11 protein-coding genes are annotated in these 18,303 nt (G+C 65.2%); 5 read left to right on the top strand and 6 right to left on the bottom strand.

The genetic code is table 11. The annotated features are described in order from the left end of the window. The first annotated feature begins 304 nt into the window (after positions 1 to 304). On the top strand, positions 305 to 664 hold the full coding sequence (locus ACV959_RS13130) for a tyrosine-type recombinase/integrase (protein WP_475737033.1): 360 nt from the start codon (positions 305 to 307) through the stop codon (positions 662 to 664). Positions 665 to 814: 150 nt separating this feature from the next. Further along, on the top strand, positions 815 to 1,816 hold the full coding sequence (locus ACV959_RS13125; RefSeq protein ID WP_475737032.1) for a tyrosine-type recombinase/integrase: 1,002 nt from the start codon (positions 815 to 817) through the stop codon (positions 1,814 to 1,816). A 66-nt stretch (positions 1,817 to 1,882) separates the two neighbouring features. On the opposite strand, the gene ACV959_RS13120 is transcribed toward ACV959_RS13125, so the two are convergent. Beyond that, the gene (locus ACV959_RS13120) at positions 1,883 to 3,067 is read right to left on the bottom strand and encodes a DUF932 domain-containing protein (protein WP_475737031.1); all 1,185 of its coding nucleotides are present in this window, start codon (positions 3,065 to 3,067) and stop codon (positions 1,883 to 1,885) included. A 475-nt stretch (positions 3,068 to 3,542) separates the two neighbouring features. On the opposite strand from ACV959_RS13120, the gene ACV959_RS13115 reads away from it, so the two are divergent. Continuing rightward, positions 3,543 to 4,625 carry an IS630 family transposase gene (locus ACV959_RS13115; RefSeq protein ID WP_475737030.1) on the top strand — a complete coding sequence of 361 codons (1,083 nt, stop codon included), beginning with the start codon at positions 3,543 to 3,545 and terminating at the stop codon, positions 4,623 to 4,625. Positions 4,626 to 4,647: 22 nt separating this feature from the next. On the opposite strand, the gene ACV959_RS13110 is transcribed toward ACV959_RS13115, so the two are convergent. Genes ACV959_RS13110 through ACV959_RS13090 form a run of 5 tightly spaced genes read right to left on the bottom strand, consistent with a single transcriptional unit; the run spans position 4,648 to position 16,774 of the window. Then, positions 4,648 to 7,704 (bottom strand): helicase-related protein, encoded by a 3,057-nt coding sequence (locus ACV959_RS13110; protein WP_475737029.1) that lies wholly within the window; start codon positions 7,702 to 7,704, stop codon positions 4,648 to 4,650. Then, a complete protein-coding gene (locus ACV959_RS13105; RefSeq protein WP_475737028.1) occupies positions 7,694 to 9,550 on the bottom strand; it encodes a phospholipase D family protein in 1,857 nt (618 codons plus the stop codon). Before ACV959_RS13105 ends, ACV959_RS13110 begins: the two co-directional genes overlap by 11 nt. Next, positions 9,540 to 10,718, bottom strand: coding sequence for a DUF6361 family protein (locus tag ACV959_RS13100; protein ID WP_475737027.1), 1,179 nt, complete (start codon positions 10,716 to 10,718; stop codon positions 9,540 to 9,542). Before ACV959_RS13100 ends, ACV959_RS13105 begins: the two co-directional genes overlap by 11 nt. Positions 10,719 to 10,730: 12 nt before the next feature. Next, positions 10,731 to 14,120 (bottom strand): UvrD-helicase domain-containing protein, encoded by a 3,390-nt coding sequence (locus tag ACV959_RS13095; protein ID WP_475737026.1) that lies wholly within the window; start codon positions 14,118 to 14,120, stop codon positions 10,731 to 10,733. Then, a complete protein-coding gene (locus ACV959_RS13090; RefSeq protein WP_475737025.1) occupies positions 14,120 to 16,774 on the bottom strand; it encodes a PD-(D/E)XK nuclease family protein in 2,655 nt (884 codons plus the stop codon). Before ACV959_RS13090 ends, ACV959_RS13095 begins: the two co-directional genes overlap by 1 nt. A 285-nt stretch (positions 16,775 to 17,059) precedes the next feature. Between ACV959_RS13090 and ACV959_RS13085 the strand changes: the two genes are divergently transcribed. Together ACV959_RS13085 and ACV959_RS13080 are read left to right on the top strand one after the other, a co-directional pair. Then, the gene (locus ACV959_RS13085; RefSeq protein WP_475737024.1) at positions 17,060 to 17,920 is read left to right on the top strand and encodes a BrxR family helix-turn-helix transcriptional regulator; all 861 of its coding nucleotides are present in this window, start codon (positions 17,060 to 17,062) and stop codon (positions 17,918 to 17,920) included. Beyond that, a complete protein-coding gene (locus ACV959_RS13080; protein ID WP_475737023.1) occupies positions 17,904 to 18,299 on the top strand; it encodes a hypothetical protein in 396 nt (131 codons plus the stop codon). Before ACV959_RS13085 ends, ACV959_RS13080 begins: the two co-directional genes overlap by 17 nt. The last annotated feature ends 4 nt before the right edge of the window (positions 18,300 to 18,303 follow it).

Here is an 18,303-nt window from a genome sequence, read left to right as displayed (position 1 = left end):
ACGCTGAGGCGCACGGAGACCGGCACACGCGCATCAGCCGCGTCCACGACTGGTGCTCAATGGCGTCCTCCCCTGTTCGGGCGAGATCGCGCTTCGACACCGTCCGGCGTTTTTGCGCGTTCCTCAACGCCGAAGACCCGCAGCACGAGGTCCCTCCCGCCGGCGCCTTCGGGCGAGGCAAGCGACCGCGTCCGGCCCCCCATCTTCTGGAGCCTGACCAAATTCGCGCCATTATGGATGCGGCGTTGATCTTCCTCCCAGTGGCTCGATCAGTCCGATTACCTACCACCATCTCTTCGGCCTGTTGGCGGCGACAGGGCTCCGCATCTCGGAAGCCCTGGCGCTGCAATGCGATGATCTCACCGAGGATGGCCTGGTCGTTCGGAACGGCAAGTTCGACAAGAGCCGGTTGTTGCCGATCCACGCGACGACGCGACAGGCGCTGACCAATTACATCGCCATCCGGAACAGAATGGGAGGCGATGGCGCTGATCTGTTCATCATAAAAACCGGGCGCGCGCCAAGCAAGGTCAGGGCGCACGTCGTGTTCGTCCAGATCGCGCGTCGCCTCGGACTGCGCGGGCCAACAGGGACATCGGGGCCGCGTCTGCACGACTTGCGGCACAGCTTTGCTGTACGCTCGCTTGAAGTCTTGCGCGCATGATCGGCAGATCGTCGCCAATCATATGGTGGCGCTCAGCACATACCTCGGTCATGCGGACATCGCGCACACCTACTGGTATCTGGAGGCGACCCCGGTCCTAATGCGCAGCATCGCCGTGGCCAGCGAGCGGTTGTTTAGGGAGGACGCGGCATGACAGCCCTTGCTCTCCATCTGACGGCTTTCTTGCGTGAGCACCTCCCGCGAGAGCGCAACGCCAGCCCACATACCGTCGCGAGCTACGCCCATGCCTTCGCCCTGCTGGCGCGCTTCGCCGCCGACCGTCTCAAGCGGCGGCCGAGCGATCTCGCTATCGAAGATATCGACCCAGAACTTGTGCTGAAGTTTCTCGACCACATAGAAGGCGAGCGGCGCAACGTCGCCAGATCGCGCAACGCCCGCTTTGCCGCAATCAGATCGTTCTTCCGCTATGTCGAGTACAAGGTCCCGGTCTGCCTTGAACAAGCGATGCGAATCCGGGCGTTGCCGATGAAGCGGACCGACAAGGCGTTGATCGACCATCTGACGCGGGAGGAGATACAGGCTTTGCTGGCCGCTCCCAATGCGCGGACACCAGGCGGCGCAAGGGATAGGGCCATGCTGCACTTGACCTATGCCGCCGGATTACGTGTCTCCGAACTGCTTTCGTTGCGCATCGCAGACTTCCCGGATCACTCGCTCGCGACAATACGCATTCTTGGAAAAGGGCGGCGCGAGCGCGTGTTACCGCTATGGCGCGAGACGCAGGCGGTTGTGCGGGCGTGGATTGCGGTGCGCCCGGAAGCCTCGGCTCCTGAGCTGTTTCTCAATCGAGATGGCAAGCGCATGAGCCGTGACGGTTTTGCGCATCGATTGGCGCTGCACGTCGACAGTGCCGCCCAAAAGCAGCCTTCGCTGTTGCGAAAGCGGGTAACGCCGCACGTGCTGCGGCACAGCTGCGCCATGCACACGCTCGCTGCCACCGGCGACATCCGCAAGGTGTCCCTCTGGCTCGGCCACGCAAGCCTGCAAAGCACAGAAGCCTATCTCCGCGTCGACCCTGCGGAAAAGCTTGCTGTGCTCGCTGCGCACGCGCCGCCAACGATCCAGCAAGGTAGATTTCGCCCACCCGACAGGCTGCTGGCGAGCCTTGCTGACATCCAGCGCGCAAAATAGCGGTTGATCGATGAACCGGTCCCTCGGGTCGCAACAACCCGAGGGACCATAATTATGCCGAGTAAATCAGGCTGCAGCTTCAAGCAAAACCGGCGGATCGGGGGCGCTACTCGGCATAATCCCGAAGTCGGCATAAAGCGTCTTATGCCGATATCGGCATAAGACGCTCTCGGGCTTGCGCCCTTCCTCGGTCAGCACGGTGTCGATGATCTTGGCAGTCTCAGCCTTTGAGAAACCGCGTTTGCGCAGGAATTCCGTGCGGTCGTCGTCGCAGCGCGCGACGATGCGCTCGCGAGCCGCCTTGACGCCGTTGATGAAGGGCAGAGGCGACGAATTGGCGAAACGCGTCAACGCCGGCGCCGCCTCATGCGCGAAGCGCGACGCCGCATATTTGGAATGACGAATCGTGATTTCCTCGAAATCCTCCACGCCCCAGAGATTGCGGTTCTGACAGACCGCGCGAAGATAAAAGCTGGCGATGCCGAGCGTCTTGGCGCCGACCTCGGAGTTCCAGCAGTAGAACCCTCGAAAGAACAGATCGGGCGAGCCATCCGGCAACCGGCCAGCTTCGATGGGGTTCAGATCGTCGACGAGAAAGAGGAAGACGTCGCGGTCCGAGGCGTAGAGCGTCGTCGTGTCTTGCGTGATGTCGACATGGGGGTGGTAAATTCCGGTCGACCAGTCGAGCACGCCCGGCACTTTCCAGCGCGTATCGCCCGCGCCGTTGCCTGCAATGCGCTGCACAGCGGATACAAGTTCGTGATCGTAAATCCGGCCGTAATCGGGACCGGTTACGGCGCGCAGCTCGACGCGCCCGTCTTCGATCTCCAGCGTCTTGACTTGCTCGGCGCGGTGCGAGGTCAGGCCATATTGCAGATTGATGCCGGCGAGCGGCGCTGGCAGCTGACGAAGATAGGTCGCCGGCGCGCCGACGAGGCTTGCGAGCTGGCCGAAGCTCCAATGCGTCGGCGCGACGGGGGCGTCCGAGCCTGGGAGCATGAGCGCGAGCCGCTCGGAATCGTTGCGGCTTGCCTCCACACGGATCGCGGCGCTCTCGACAGTCCGTGTTCGGCTGCGTGCGGTGCGGGCGCGCACGGCTGCAAACAGCTCCGACAGGGAAAGGTAGCGCTCATCCGCCGGCCGTGAAAACCACTCCGATGATACGCGGCCGATCCGCGCGCCGCGGCTCGCATCCACCTTGTAGCCGGCCTCGGCGCTGCGCGCGGGTTCAAGAATTTCAACCTGGGTCATGGGTCTTCTCCATGACGGGCGCCGGGAGCCTCTCTCTCGGTCCTCAACCCGTCACGGCAAACGAGTCAGAACTCTAACTTTCCCAGTTCCTCGTTCCGTGACACGCGCACGGCGTTTATCCGCCTTCGGACTTGTCGATCAGGACACGGGATCACAGGCGGTGGCACACCTGCATTTTCGGCGTAGTCAAGAATTGCGGCTTCGAAAGCACTCACCGGCGAGACTTCCCGCGTCGCGCGAGCTCTTGCCACCGATGGGTTCGCGTATAGATAACTATTATAGCGATAAGCGGTCTCGATGTGACTACAGTTTTGAGTCATTGAGGGCTCGGGGTTCGAGGTGGATCTGCAGATCGCCAAACAGGCTGGTGTCCATACCCGCGCCGGCGAGAGTTTGCAGGTATTCCACTAGTGTGCTGTCTCTCAAATATCGACTATAATTGATTTGCACTCGATTTGCAGGATGGAGGGCTGCAATGGCGCGGCCAATCAAGCGGCTTGAGACGGAGCCAGCGGTAACAGAAGAGTTACGACGTCGGTTGCGTTCGAGAACCTGCTTGGTGCGTGAGCGCGAGCGCGCTGAGATCATTCTTTTGAGACTGGAAGGCATTGGCGTAGCCGAAATAGCGGCGCGATTGAAAACGACGGCGAAGCGCGTCTCGACTTGGTCGAAGCGTTTTGAGACGCGCGGGCTTGCCGGCCTCGAAGAAGCGGCGGGACGTGGCCGCAAGCCTTCGTTGCCCGTGAAAAAGATCGAAAGCGTCGTGGCCGAGGTCACCCGGCCGCCGAAAGGCAGAAAGCGTTGGAGCGTGCGCAGCATGGCGCGCCACGCCGGCGTCTCGCCGAGCAGCGTGCAACGCATCTGGTCAAAGAACGACTTGAAGCCGCATGTCGTCGAGACGTTCAAGCTGTCGAACGATCCAAGGTTCGAAGAGAAGTTTTGGGACGTGATCGGACTCTATCTCGATCCGCCCGAGAGGGCGCTGGTGTTGTGCTGCGACGAGAAGAGCCAATGCCAAGCGCTGGAACGCTCGCAACCCAGCCTGCCGCTTGGCCCGCGGCATCCGCGCACGATGACGCACGACTACAAGCGTCATGGGACGACGACGCTATTCGCAGCGCTCGATTATCTTGAAGGAAAGCTGATCGCCCGCACCGAAGCGCGCCACACGCATGTCGAATGGTTGCGCTTCTTGAAGCAGATCGAGCGGGAGACGCCGAAGGGCCTCGATATCCACCTCATCGCCGACAATTACGCCACCCACAAGCATCCGAGGGTCAAGGCGTGGCTCGCAAAGCGCCCGCGTTTCAAGATGCATTTCACCCCAACATCATCCTCATGGCTCAATTTGGTCGAGCGGTTCTTTCGCGATCTCACCGAGGACGTGATCCGCTCGGGCAGCTTCGCATCGGTTCAAGAACTGGTCGAGGACATCAATGCTTATCTCGACGAGCGCAACGCCAATCCGCGTCCCTATAAATGGAAGGCGAAAGGCGAGGCTATCCTCGAAAAAATCCATCGGGCCCGCGCGACGCTCGGCAAAGCCCACGCCGCTTGAGTTTTTGGGCGCCAATTGAGAGTCAGCACACTAGGTCGTCCTGCCGCGGCTGGCCGAAGGCCAAGCGATAGACGGTGAGGCTGCGTTTGAGCCAAGCAAGTCGTGTCACCTCTCGGCTGAAAGGCAGCATCGGCACGCGTCGTTCAACCCGGACGGAGCCCTCGTAGATCCAGTACGGGACAATATCTGTATCGACCGCCGCCTCGGATCGCGCGCGCTCGAACATCAGCTTCCACGGATCGTCAGGCGCCTGCCCACGGCCCCTGACGACGCCGGCCTGGCGCTCGGCCAGATTGAGGCGCACGGCGTGGCCCTTGAAGCGGTGGACGCGGCCTTCGCGCTGTTCGAGGTCCACCGGGTTGCCCGGCAGGTTCCAGTGATAGACGCGATAACAATAGGGATGGAAATCCAGCCCTTCCTGGCCGACCGACGTGGTGGCGAGAACGAACGGCCGGAACGGCGAGTTGAACGCATCGCGCACGCCTCCGAGCCGAGCGACGGCGCCGTCCTCGTCCTTGTAGTCGGCTAGCCGCATCGCGAAGCGTCCGCGCATCTGGAATTTGCTGATGTCGAGGACATCGCCATCGAGATGCACGTCATCGACGTCGATCTGCGACGGGCGGATTGCCAGAGCCTGGACCATGACGCGAGCGACGCCGATGGCGCGTTCCTCGGCTGGGAGGGCTCCGAGACCTTCGGCATCGACAAGGTAGTGGGCGTATTCGTCCAGGACGGCCTGTAGATTGTGTTCGGCGCAATGGACCAGCACGCGGCGCCAATAGCGATCATCGGTGTCCCGCCGCAGCAGGGCGACCGCGTCATGCTGATTGAACAGCGCTCGGAACGACCAAGCGACTTCCGCGGCGGCGCTGAGCAAGCGCGGGTCGTCCCACGGCAGCTCGGACGCGATGCGCCTGAGAGCTCGAAGCGCGCAGACGGCTGGACTGCCGAGCGCCACGTCAACCATCAGGCCCGAAAGATCGGCGGACGAAGCGCCAATGTCGTGTGTCTTCACCGCTGCCGCCAGTTCGGAGACATGATCCTGAAAGGCGTCTTCGCTCGCCAAGGCGCGCATGCCATAGGGCGTTTCCAGCCAGGCGCGGGACCGCGCGCCCAGCAGATCGTCGATCACGGCGGGAGCGGCCCACTCGGCGCTGTTGGTGTCCTGCCGCGACACCGCCCCCTTTTGCAGAGCCTCGAGGGCGGGCTTGAGGCGATCTCCGATGGCGGCGCGCATGTCCTCCTGCGGCAAGGCGGTCTCGGCTTCACTGAAAACCGCAAGCGGGTCGGCGAGCTCGGCCAGAGCCGGCGACGGATAGATCAGCAGCAGCGCGCGCAGTCCCACGAGCCGCCCCTGATCCTGTCGGAACTGCAGGGGGCGTAGACGATGTTGCTCGAAATAACGTCGGCCGGATTCGCCGACTCCCATGCGCCGTTCGGCTTCGTAGGACAGCAGGGCCGCGATCGCGTCGGGCACCATGGACCAGGACGAAAATATCAGCGCCTTGGTCAGCGGCGCACCGGAACGCGCGTCGCCGTAATAGGGCATGGCGGCGGGTATCCAGAGATTCTGTTCAAGGCGCTGGCCGAAGATGTCGTCCATGATCGCGCGCATGCGGCCATTGGCCGGCTCCAGCGGCGCATACGCGTCGATGGCGTCGTGATCGAGCATGGTCGGCCGAGCGGCCTGGATGGCGCTACGGAGCGTCGCCGAGGGCGCCTCCGCCTCGTCCGTCAAAAGCTGCTTCAGGCTGTAGTGGCGCATGAAGTTGAGCAGGTAAGGTGCCGATTTCCAGTACTCGATGATCTCCGGCGCATCGAGTGTGCGCGCCACTTGCGACAAGGCGGATGCCTGCGCGAGATCGGCGGGCGCGACCGAGACCGTGATGGCGGGCTCGCTCATCATGGAGTCGCGTTCGATCGTTGACGCGACCCGCTCGGTTCGGGCGATCACTTTGCGAAGGCGCTGTTCGATGGCCTGGCGCGCCTCGACCGCTGAAGCGTGCGATTGCGGCAGGGTGTGCAGGAGGCCGCGGAAGGCGCGCATTTCGCGTGCGAGCGTGGCCGCCACCTCCGGCCCTTTTTCGCGGCCATAGAGGAAGCTCAAGGTTTCGAGGAAATCCTGATAGTGGTCGCCTTCGTCGGGCTCGTCTCCGGCGAGCGTGAGCATCCGATAGGGCGTGGCGGAGAGCAGCAGGGTGCGGGCGGCGTGCCCATCGCCTCCGGAGTAGTCTAACAGTTCGCGTGCGAGAATCGCCGCGTCGCTGTCGCCGTGTAGCAGATCCCGAAACCGCTGGAACTCGTCCATGATGATCAGGTCGGGTTGCAGCGCGTCCACGCAGGCATGGGAGAGCTTGGCGCGCAGCCGGGCAACTAGGCTGTTGCGTGGCTGCGTCATCTCCGGGGGATAGCCATCCCGGCGGCGCGGGAAGAGTTCGCAGACCCGTTCGAGTTCCTCGAAGAGGTCGCGATCCGCCTGCACGTCGCGGCGGAAGCGCTCGATGATGCGCTTGTCGACGCCTCCAAGGGTGAGCGTCTCCACCGCGCGGTTCCAGCCGTCGATGCCGGCCGTGACCTGCAACAGATTGTACAGGCCCCGCGGGCGCGAAACGAGGTCGTGCAGGAGATGGTGCAACAGGGCGCGTTCCTGCGTCACGCCCGTCGCGGAGCGCAGATCAAAGGTCGTGCCCGGCGTCAGGCTGATGAAGTTCACCTTGTTGGCGTCGAGGCCCACTTGGTCGCGCAATTGCAGGGGAACCAGGGTCATGCGGGTCGGCAGGGCCAGCTCGCGCCGCCCGAGGACGTTCAGCCTGTTGAGGTTCTGGGCGGCGATCGCCTGGTTCGAGCAGATGTAGAGGATGTCGATCCGCTTGGTGCTGTCCCACAGGTGCTCGATCATGCGGGCGATGACGCCGCGCGCCACCATCGTCTTGCCGAGGCCGACTTCGTCAGCGACCAGGAACTGGCGGACAGGATCGTCCTCGCCGTAGAGCCGATCGAAAACATAATCGACGGTGCGGCGCTGAAAAATCTTGAGAGGAGCGAGCGCCGCGTCGGTGTGGAACCGTTCATTCGGCATGAGCGGCGTCCTGCGTGGCGAGCGCAACCCGGAAAGTGTTCCAGAGCGCGAGGAACTCGGCCGGAATCGCATCGGTATCAGCGCCGTCGCCGGTTTCCAGGCGTGAGATCAGCCGTTCGATGGCGCGGAGCTGGTCGCCGCCCCGGCAAAAGGCGCGAACCATCTCTTCAAGGATCGGCGCGTCGTCGTTAGTCGCGCGCCACGCGCCCGGACTGGACCCATCCTGTGCCGCCAGCGCGGCGGCGAAGGGATCGCCTAATTCGGAGAGGAGCAGCCGGAGATAGCGGAAGAAGGCGTCCTTGCTGTCGATCACCCAGCGCAGGATGGCGGCGTGGCGCTCGGTGGGCAGCCCCTCCATTATGAGCCCGGTGCTGAATAGGATGGAGACATTCTCTGTCTCGTCCGTCAGGTTGCAGGCGAGAAACCGGGTGAGATCGACCAGCGGCATTGCGCCAAGGTCGACGCGCTGTCCCTGCCGAAGAGGCTCCAACACATCGCGCGCATGACCGTCGCCCCGGGTGATCGGCCAAACCCGCAGGACTCCGATCCCAGCGAGAGACAGCGGCTTGGACGGCCCCAGCCAAACCCGCCAGGCGGGCGCGCGATCGGCGTTGGGCTCGGCGCGCTCGCAACGGAGCCTTAGGCCGCTTTGGCAAATCTCTCGCCGGGCTAGGTCCAATCGCGCCTCGGCCGCGCGTTGCGCGGCGTCGGCGGTGTTCATCTCGTCGCGGACGAATGGCCGCGTCAGCCGGCCGAACCCCTTCTCGCCAAGGATTTCCTCGACGCTGCCGACCCGCGACCGCTTGCCGGTCAGGGTCACGAAGATCTCGACATTGTCGCCGGTCAGCAGCGCCGGCCGCGTGGCGTTTCCTGAGCCTACCGTGATCGCGGTGTCCCAGCCGCGCTCTGCGACGAACGCCTTGGCGTGGAGCCCTTGCAAGGCCGTTGCGTCGGCCTCCTCGCCATCTTCCGTCGCCGCCATCTCGTCGAGTACGGCCACGCGCGCGAAACCGTCAAGCGTGGCGCCGGACACCTGCGCGATTTCATCGGAGCGTCCGATGAAGATCGGCTTTTCGGCACTGGGCAGGCCGGCGAGCAGCGACAAGGTCTGGTCGTCGCAAAAGGGCGAGACCACGCCCAGCCGCACGCAAGGTTCCGGGCGCCACAGCTTGCCGCCGAGGCCGTTGACCGCGAAGGAGACACTCTCGAATGGCTCGGGCAGGCCCCATTCGGCGCGCCGTATGTCTTCGGCCAGCTCATCGACAAGGGTGTTCGTTCCGTCGGGAGCACCGACGGTCGCTAGGTCAGGGAGCTGGCGAAGGAAGTCGGCGACCGGGCGGTTGATGGCTTTGGGCTGCTTGCAGATCACTCCGTCGAGGGTTGCGGCAATATCCCAGGAGCGGTCGCGCGTCAGGTTTCGGGAGAGGATGAGCAGGCGCAGGCGCGCCGGGTCTTCGGGCCGCAACGGTGTGAAACGGAGCGCCCACATCTTGGGATGGAAGGCTCCGCCGTGAGGGGCGGCGACCTCGACCACGATGCGTTCGAGAAGCGAGCAAAGGCGGGAATGGGGACGGCTGCTTGCCTGGATGTGTCCGGCGTCGGTGAAGACGACGAGGCGGCCGGCGATGCGTTCAGCGCCTTCCAAGAGCGCCAGGGGATGAGAAAGGATGCTGTCGCGATTCTCGGCGGCGAATAGCGCCAGACTGACCGGCACGGCGAGCGCGGTCTCGAAGTCGAGCGAGTAGGTCGTGGCGACCGCCGCGTCGAAGACGTAGCCCGCCGGCGGCTGAAGATTGGCGCCATAGAGGGTTCGCTGTTCGGGGTCGAGACTGCGTCTATTTAGCATGGGCGAGATCCCGCAGGTGCGATTTGGCCTGCGCCCAGCGGAAGGTGAGGCGGTCGGCGCCCGATGCGCCGGTCCAGCGGTCGCGCACAGCGTGATTGGCGTAGCGGGACTGGCTGGTTTTCAGCCGGCGCTCGCGCTCCTCGACAAGCCGCCGCGCCGCAGGCGACGCGATCACTTGCTCCGTGCCGGCCAGAACGAGCCCGCGCCACTCGGTCACAAAGCGCTTGGCGGCTAGCCGCACGGCGTGCGCCGGGTGTTCGACCACGTTCCAGAAATCATCGAGCGACCATGCGCGGACGGCGCTGGGATCGAGTTCGTCGCTCCAGGCCGCAAGCCGCTCACGATAGTCGTCGATCCAGTCGTCGCGCTGGCGCAGCTCGCTGAGCGCAAGATTGTAGAGCAGGGCCGCGCCGTGCATCACATGGGAGAATATTTCTCCGTGGTGGACCAGGCGGCTCGCGGCGGTCGGAAAGGCCGACAGATGAGGATGGGTCCAGATATAGTCGCAGTCCGCGTCGATGCCTTCCCGCGCCAGCATCGTGAGCAGCGCCGCCGGTTGGCTGGCGACCAGGCGGTCGATGAGGAACTGCGCCTCGTCCGTGCTCAGGCGGAAGACGGCGCGCTCGAGCAGGTCGCTTGGCATGGGCGGCAAGGCTGGGTTCCAGACGGCGGGCGCCTGGGGACCGGCGAGGGCGTCCTCGCCGCTGGCTGCGCCGTGCGAACGGCCGCGGCCGCGCAAGGTGACGAACAGGCTGTCGAGCGAGCCCGGAAAGACCCGGATGCCCCACGCGCCCAGCCCCGCCCAATAGACGGAGCTGGGCAGCCGCTGGAGCCGCGGTCCGGCATCGCGGCCGATGATGCCGTTGGATTCGCCGCCGGCTTTCAAGGCGTCGGCAAGCCGGATCTCGGCGTCGCGCGCCTCGACGCGGAGCTGCGCCTCGGGGACTTGGCGTTTCTCCAGCGCCCGATAGAGCCAGGGTATGAACAGCATGTAGCGCAGGCGTGTCTGGATCGTGCTCGTGCCTGGGAAAAGGTGATCGGCGATGGAATCCCGAATTGCGCCCAGCCCGAGCTCGTCGCGGGTTTCGCGCTCCTGAAAGAGCGCCATGATGCGTTGCGCCCGCTGGCGTTCGGCTTCATCGAAATCGATCCAGGCAAGAGAAGACATGCGTCAGGCCGCCTATTTCTCAGTCGGTTTCGTCGGGAGGACGGGGATGACGGCGCCGGAGGTCATCAGCACGATCAGTCCACACTCGGCGCCGGTCATGTCTAAATAGGCACGAACCTGCGCGCGATAGTGATCGAGCGTCCCTGGCGCCGGCGTCACATCGCTTTTCCAGTCCACAACGACAGCCGGGAGACCCTCGGCCGTCAAGGTCAGGGCGTCGGCGATCCCGGCCGTTGCGATTTCCACGCCATCGGACACCTGTGTGGCATAGACGGGAAATTCGGCCAAAAGACCCGGCCGCAGGGCTGCGATCTCGGGCAGGGCCAGGGTCCGAAAGACACAGGCCGCCAGTTCTTCAGCCGACAGCCCAGTCGCCGGGTCGGCGACCGGAGCCCGGCCGAGGGCGCGGATGAGGTCGGCAGCCCGTTCGATCAGGGCGGCTTCCGCCTCTGGGGCTTCGCCGGTCAGCACCTCTTCCATAAGCTTGTGGAGAATCAGCCCGCGCTCCCGGCCGCCCTGCACGAGGGCGGCGGCTTCCAGCTCGGGAGGCTGGTCGTCGGCCGAGCCCGTCCAGAGCGCGGCTTCTTCTTCCCGCAGCACGGTCCCAGCGGCGTTTTCGTCGCGGCTGGGCGCAAGCCAGGTCAGCCGCGTCTGTGCGGCGGCGATGGTTTCGGCTTCGGCGGCGAAGCTCGCGCGCGTCTGGGTATTGTCCTCACCAGCTCTTGCGGCCGTGAGGCCGACCGGCAGGTGGGAGACTTCCAGGCCGGGCAGGTCGGCGAGCGACAGATCGACGAGGCCGATCCAGGCCGATTTCGACGGTGTGGTGTCGAGCCGGGGCAGGACGTGAAGTTCGCGGGCGCGGGTGGCCGCGACATACCAGAGCCGGATGCGTTCGCGGTCCAGCTCTTCCTTTTCCGTCTGGCGGGCGGTCTCATAGCCCTCCGGCGTGACGCCCAGAACCGGGCAATAGAACGTCTCGGTCTGGCGGTCGATGACGGCGCTTTCGGGCGCAATGACGCCGGTCATGGTGTTGACCGGAATGACGATCGGCCATTCCAGCCCCTTGGCCGCGTGCATGGTGAAGAGCGCGACCGCTTCCTCTTGCGCGTCGCGCCGTCCCTCGACGGCGCGCGCCTCGTCGGACCACGCCGCTGTCATCGCCTCGGCGAAGGCGCGCAGTCCGCGCACGGCGTAGCCGGTCGACAGGCTGAGATAGAGATCGACATTGGCGAGCGCTCGCTCGGCCTGGCCGCGATGGCGCTCAAGAAGGAGCGGACGGACGCGCATCACGTCCACGGCCTGCGAGAGCAGTGCGTGCGGGGTCGTGCTGTTGGCGCGCCGGGAGAGCGATCGCAGCCGCTCGATGATCTCGCGCGCGAGCGGGTGCGCGATGACGGCCGGGTCGATGCTGAGATCCAGGCGCGGAATCCGGTCCGGCTCTTCCTCCGAGCGCGGAAGCGCCCAGATGATGTCCAGCAATTCTTCTTCGGTGAGGCCGACCAGAGGCCCCCGCAGCAGCGCGCCGAGCGCCAGCGTGTCGCGGCGATCGGCCAGAACACGGGTCAGGGCGATCAGGTCCTGAATTTCCTGGCGGCGGAACAGCCCCTTGCCGGCCTGCGTCGCCACGGGAATGCCGCGGCGCTCCAGGGCCTCCTCATAGCGCCACAGCTCCGCACCGGTCGGCGCCAGCAAGGCGATGTCGCCCGGTTGGCAGGGACGCTCCGCGCCGCTGCGACGGTCGATGATGGGATGGCTTTCGATCAGCCGTGCGCAAAGATTGGCGATAGCGTCGGCTTCGGCGTCGCGCTGCTGTTCGGCGGTGGCCTTGCCGTTTTCGTCGGCCACGGCGATGTCGAGGGCCGCCACGCACGGGCCGCCCCGGTCGTCTTGAAACGGGTCGAGCGCAGTGAAGCCCGGCTGCCCATCGGCCGAGAGCACGGCCTCGAAGCGCTCGTTGACGAAGGTGAGGATAGAGGCGCGGGAACGGAAATTGGTGGAGATCGACAGGAGGCTGCCGGGAGCTTGGGCGCGGAAGGCATCCCTCGCCTGCACATAGGCGCCGACATCGGCGCCGCGGAAGCGATAGATCGCCTGCTTGGGGTCGCCGACTAGGAAGAGCGCGCCCGGCCGGATGCGGAACCGTGTCCAGTCGTCATCGCCATCGACCGGCTCGCCGCACAGCCGCCAGAAGATCTCGGTTTGCTGGGGATCGGTGTCCTGGAACTCGTCGACGAGGACATGGACGAAACGCTGCCCCAGCGCCCGGCGCACGGCATCATGGTCGCGCAGCAAGTCGCGCGCGGCGAAAATCAGATCGTCGAAATCGAGCTGGGCGCTAGCGCGCTTGTGGTCGCGATAGCGTTGCAGGATCGGACGCGCTTCGTCGATCAGCGCCGCCAGGGCATGGCCGGCGGCGGCCTGCGCAAGCGCGGCGCAGGCGTCGCGGCAGGCGGTGTAGTGGGTCTCGGCGGCGTCGTTCAGCCGATCGCCGTCGGCCTTGGAGAGACCCGCCTGCTTGGCCGCGGCGGCCCATTTGCCCTTCCTGCGGTAGGAGGCGAAGGCGCCCGCCTTGGTGCAAAGATCCGGGTGGGGACGCGAGGTCAGGAGGTGGACGAGGCCCGCAGGCGTTGCGGGATCGGGACCGTTCGCCAAGGCGGTCGCCATCTCGGCCAGCCGCTCGACGATCGTCACCGTTTCCGGCTCGGCCGCCGCCGCGCCATCCATGAAGCCTGCGAAATCCGCAGCGGCCTGCCGGAACGCCGTCAGGTGGCCGACCAGCGGAGAGACGGGCGGGGCCGAGAGCGTGGGGCGGCGGCGCAGATTCTCGGCGATCTTATGGATGAGCGCCACGGTCTCACCGGGGCTGTGCAGCACCATCTCTGCCAGGATTCCGCCCTGGCCGCCGGACAGGCGTTCGCGCAGCCAGCCATCGACAATCTCGAGGAAGGTAAGATCGGCTTGGTTGCGATCCATGACACCGGCGCCGGGATCGATGTCGGCCTCCGCCGGATAGGGCTTGATGAGGCGCTGGCAGAAGCCGTGGATGGTCGAGCAGGTGATTTCGTCGATCGCCGCGCTGGCGGCGGCGAGATTGTCGCGATGGGCCTGGGTCAACCCATCGGGGAGCGCCACGCGCAGTTCGGTCGCGATCGTGCCGGCCGAGAGGTCCGCGACGAACTCGCGGACACGCGACAGCAGCTCGCTCGCGGCGAGTTCGGTGAAAGTGACGGCGGCGATGGAGCGCGGCGCAACGCCTTCGGCCAGCATGGCGGCGATGCGGCCGGCCATGACGGCGGTCTTGCCCGAACCCGCGCCGGCCTCGACCAGGATCGAACGATCATGGAGGCTGATCGCATCGCGGCGTGCGCCGTCGTCCTTCAGCACCTTGGACACGCTGCTCATCATTCCGCCTCCCAGACCTGACCGACTTCGCCAAGCCGCTCCGCCGCGGCTGGCATTTTGCGTTTGCAATAGGTGGCGCTGGCGTTGGCCGGCAGGGCGAAGGCGAGGTCGTCGTAATCGCCGCCGGTATCCGGGCCAGGCAGGGCTGAACCGCCGGCGAGACTCGCCCTTGCCGCGCGCAGATAACCCGTGATCTCCGACAGCACGGCCTCGGGATCGTCGAGCTGAAGATCGACGGGCTCACGCGGGTAGAGGAGCGAGGCGCTGATGGCGACGTCGTCGCCGAGGAGCGCCTTCACCGCGAAGGCGTAGAGGCAGCGCTGAAGCTCGCGTCCGCCGTTCAGCCGGACATCGCCCCGCGGCGGGCGGCCGGTCTTGTAGTCGCGCACAAGCGCGCGCTTGCCGTCGCCCGAGATGTCGAGCCGGTCGATATAGCCGGCGATGTTGAAGCCCGTGTCGGGAATCGTGACCAGCGTGGTCGCATCCCAAGGCGTTTTCGCGTCGGATTTCGGTTCCGAGCCGCCGAAAGGTACCTCTCCGTAGGAGAGTGCTCCCGGCAGAAGGTCATCGCCATAGGACAGGGCGCGGCCCGCCATCACGCGAGCGTCGTCGAGGGTGCGCCCCCAGATGACGGCCGGCGGAACCGGACGCTCGCTTTCCCAATCGGCGGCGACGGCCTGCGCGGCCTGCGCCACCGCCGCTTCGATGGCCTCCATGTCGGCGGACACAAGGCCGCCTCCGGTTTCGAGTTCGCGCAAAGCGCGGTCGAGAACCATGTGGACGAGATCGCCGATCCCGAGCGCGTCGAGCACGAGCGGTTCGGCGCTGCTCTGCGGTTTACGCCATCCGAACGCATAGACCCACACGAAGCTGAGCGGATTGCGCAGCAGGCGGCGCAAAGAGCTGGCCGATTGGGTGCGGCTGAGGATGGCGAGAACGAGCGGATGATCCGCCCGCACGAGCCCGTCATGGGGCGTGATCTCGGCCTTCCGCCAGTCGCGCCAGCAGCCCTGCGCACCGACCGCTTGCGGATCGGCGGCGAACTCCTGGGGCCGGGCCATGAGGCGGTCGGTCTCGCTGCAGGCATGCCCCGGCGTCGCATTGCGGCGCAGATAGGTTTCGCCGCCCAGTCCGGCGAGCAAGGGACTGCGTCCCAGGAGACGCCCATCGCTGTCGCGCCGAGCGCGCGAGAGAATGACGGTATCGGCCGTCGTGGCGAGGATTGTCTCGAAATCGCGGCGGTCGGCGAGATTGACCGGCAGCGGGTCGAGCACCGGGGTCGGGATGATATGGTCCGGGATCAGCCGGTCCTCGGCGATCCCGCGCGGCCAGCGCGAGGAATTGAGTCCGAGGAGCCGCACGAAGCGGCGGGGCGACGCGGCGAGCGCGCTGGCCGGCATCCAGGCGACGCAGACGCAGGCTTCCAGTCCGTCGTCCTGCTTCAGGTTTTCCAGCGTCGCGTCGAGCGAGGCGGCGGGGCCGGCGAGCAGCGCCTTACGCCAGATCGCGAGCGCGCGGCCTTTGAGGAAGGCTTCTCCGATCTCGCCGGCGGCATCCGGTCCTTTCGCCAGAGTCTCGACCGCTGTTCGCAGCGCCGAAACATGGTCGGTGCCGTCGGGCCAGTCTTCCGCCGTCAACCGGGCCAGCAGGCGGTTCCAGGCGCCCAGCGTTGAGAGCGGCGCATCGGTCGGCAGGACCTGCAGCCAGCCTTCGGGTAGGGTCTCGAAAGGCCCGCTGTCCCGGCAGAGCGCCGCGAGGCGCCGCAGCCGCGACTGCGACAGGCCGCGGACCACGATGTCGGCCAGCGCCGCGGCCGCTTGGCCCTCGCGGGTAGTGACGGTGCGGACGCCGTGGACGAAGTGCAGGTCGATGTTGGCGTCGGCGCGCAGGGCCAGGAAATGATCGTCATAGTCGGCGGGCGAGGCGGTCGCGATGGCGATCTCCGAGGGCGAGACGCCCGAGGCGAGCAGGCTTCGCGCCCAGCGCATCGCCTCGATGGCCTCGTGATAGGCCGTCGCCGCGCTGACGGCGTTGATTTCTGATGTTTGCACCGGTGAGCGGGAGACCTTGACACCTGTGTCTTCCAACCACGCGGGAACGCTCCTAGGGCCGGCTGTCCATTGCACTGGTATATGCGCGACGAGCGCTTGGAGCAGCGGTCTCCAGCAGGGCGAGAGCTCAGTGAGACCGACAATCTCGACCGGGCCGAGGACCGCTGGCGCATGACCGATGCGGTCGATTGCGGCTGCGACGATGTCGACGGGGCGCATCATGCCGGGTGGAAGCTTGTCGAGGACAGCTGCTTCAAGTCGCGCGATGGCGTCGAGGCGGGGATGGTCGGCGGCTCGCCCTGCGAGGTCGATACCCGCGCGCCAAGCCTTGTAGAGCGTGTCGGCGGCCGCATCGATCATACCTGGGAGCGCCTTGATACTCTCCAGTTCACCCACTGGCGTCGTCGGCAGGACCACCTGAATGGCATCGCGCAGGCTCTCGTCATCGATGGGCCGGACGAAGCCGCCTGCCAGCCGGACGGCCGCCTGCTCGAAGGAGACGACGTGAACACCATGACGGCGGCTTCGAGCAGCAGAGAGGCGGCCCTCCCGCATAGCGAGACGGCCATGAACGACCAGAGTGGACCGATTTGCGCGGGCCATGACCGCTCTCCTTCTCGGGAATTACTTGTTCGGAGGCTGCGTGAGCAGCGAGGCAGCGGCAGGCTTCGACGCCTTGCTGCTCTTGGGGTCGCGCAAGACATTGGCGCCGGCAGTGGTTGCCTGCTTGCTCGTTGCTCCGCTTTCGGAAACGCTTTTCCGCATTCTTGCCCTCAACTTGTGCGTCGAGCCGTTGACGGGCGCCCAAGATGAGAATAGAAACTACATGGATATCGTAGGTATGTCCATATAGTTTTTATCCCTATCGTCGCGCGGAGGCTGAAAGCAATGCCTGAAGGGGAGGCGATGCTAAAATGGGGTGTAGAGCGCCGGCTCGAGTTCATCGAGTTCCGTCTTTACTGGGAGGGCGGCGTAAATCGATCGGATATTGTCGAGGCCTTTGGCGTGTCCGTGCCCCAAGCCTCGAAGGATTTGACGCTCTATCAGGAGCGGGCGCCACACAACGCTGTCTATGACAAGAGCGGAAAGCGCTATGTTGCAAGTAACCAATTTCAGCCCTGCTTTATGAAGCCGGATGCCGCCCAGTACCTCAACCAGGTTAGGTCTGTTTCTGAAGGCATTCTTCCTTCAAGAGAATCTTGGATTGCTCACTTCCCTCCCTATGCTGGGCCCCCTATACCGGCCCGGGGCGTCGACAACGAGACGTTGCGTAAGGTGCTCGCGGTGATCCGCCAGAACCAGGCGATCGAGGTGATGTATCAGTCGCTATCCCGCGACGATCCTCGCTGGCGATGGATCGCGCCGCACGCGATCGGTTTCGATGGCTTCCGGTGGCACATCCGCGCCTTTTGTGCGGTCGACAGGTCGTTCAAGGACTTTTTGCTGTCACGCATCATGGAGACCAGATCGGTTCGCCCTAGCGACTCTTCACTCGAAGATGACGCCGATTGGAATGAAATCATCACACTGGAAATCGGGCCGCACCCGGACCTTTCCGAAAGCCAGAAACGAATCATAGCCCTTGACTACGGCATGCGCGGTGGGCGCGCCCAAATTCAGGTTAGAAAGGCGCTACGGTACTACGCGCTGAGAAGATTGGGCCTTGATACGCCGCGGGAGGCTAGGCGCCCGCAGGATCAGCAAATTGTGCTTCTTCATGAGGGATCTGTCGATGAAAATCATCGATAACACCTCAATGCTTTTGGGCGACGACCTGAAAGCGACATTAGGACGTGGCGCTCGCCTCAAGATCGCAGCGTCCTGCTTCTCGATCTACGCGTTCGAGGCCCTGAAGGCGGAGTTGTCGAAGGTCGAAATCTTCCAGTTCATTTTCACAGCCCCGACCTTCGTCCCGACGGATGTGACGGACCGCCTACGCAAGGAGCGCCGAGAGTTCTTCATCCCGAAGACGACCCGTGAGCGGGGGCTTTACGGCACCGAGTTCGAGATTCAGCTCCGCAACAAGCTGACACAGCGAGCCGTCGCGCGCGAGTGCGCGGAGTGGATTCGAAAGAAGGCTCGCTTCAAGTCGAATAAGACTAAGGCGCCGTGTGGTGCCCGCACTTAGCCCG

The sequence above is a fragment of the Methylocystis sp. Se48 genome (assembly GCF_056269425.1).
Note: the sequence above shows the minus strand (reverse complement) of the source record. Positions and strands in the feature narration are given on the sequence as shown.

Excerpts from the sequence above, each read along its gene's own strand:
- ACV959_RS13125 (WP_475737032.1), top strand. The coding sequence starts at position 815 with ATGACAGCCCTTGCTCTCCATCTGACGGCTTTCTTGCGTGAGCACCTC.
- ACV959_RS13120 (WP_475737031.1), bottom strand. The coding sequence starts at position 3,067 with ATGACCCAGGTTGAAATTCTTGAACCCGCGCGCAGCGCCGAGGCCGGC.
- ACV959_RS13115 (WP_475737030.1), top strand. The coding sequence starts at position 3,543 with ATGGCGCGGCCAATCAAGCGGCTTGAGACGGAGCCAGCGGTAACAGAA.
- ACV959_RS13110 (WP_475737029.1), bottom strand. The coding sequence starts at position 7,704 with ATGCCGAATGAACGGTTCCACACCGACGCGGCGCTCGCTCCTCTCAAG.
- ACV959_RS13105 (WP_475737028.1), bottom strand. The coding sequence starts at position 9,550 with ATGCTAAATAGACGCAGTCTCGACCCCGAACAGCGAACCCTCTATGGC.
- ACV959_RS13100 (WP_475737027.1), bottom strand. The coding sequence starts at position 10,718 with ATGTCTTCTCTTGCCTGGATCGATTTCGATGAAGCCGAACGCCAGCGG.
- ACV959_RS13095 (WP_475737026.1), bottom strand. The coding sequence starts at position 14,120 with ATGAGCAGCGTGTCCAAGGTGCTGAAGGACGACGGCGCACGCCGCGAT.
- ACV959_RS13090 (WP_475737025.1), bottom strand. The coding sequence starts at position 16,774 with ATGGCCCGCGCAAATCGGTCCACTCTGGTCGTTCATGGCCGTCTCGCT.
- ACV959_RS13085 (WP_475737024.1), top strand. The coding sequence starts at position 17,060 with ATGCCTGAAGGGGAGGCGATGCTAAAATGGGGTGTAGAGCGCCGGCTC.
- ACV959_RS13080 (WP_475737023.1), top strand. The coding sequence starts at position 17,904 with ATGAAAATCATCGATAACACCTCAATGCTTTTGGGCGACGACCTGAAA.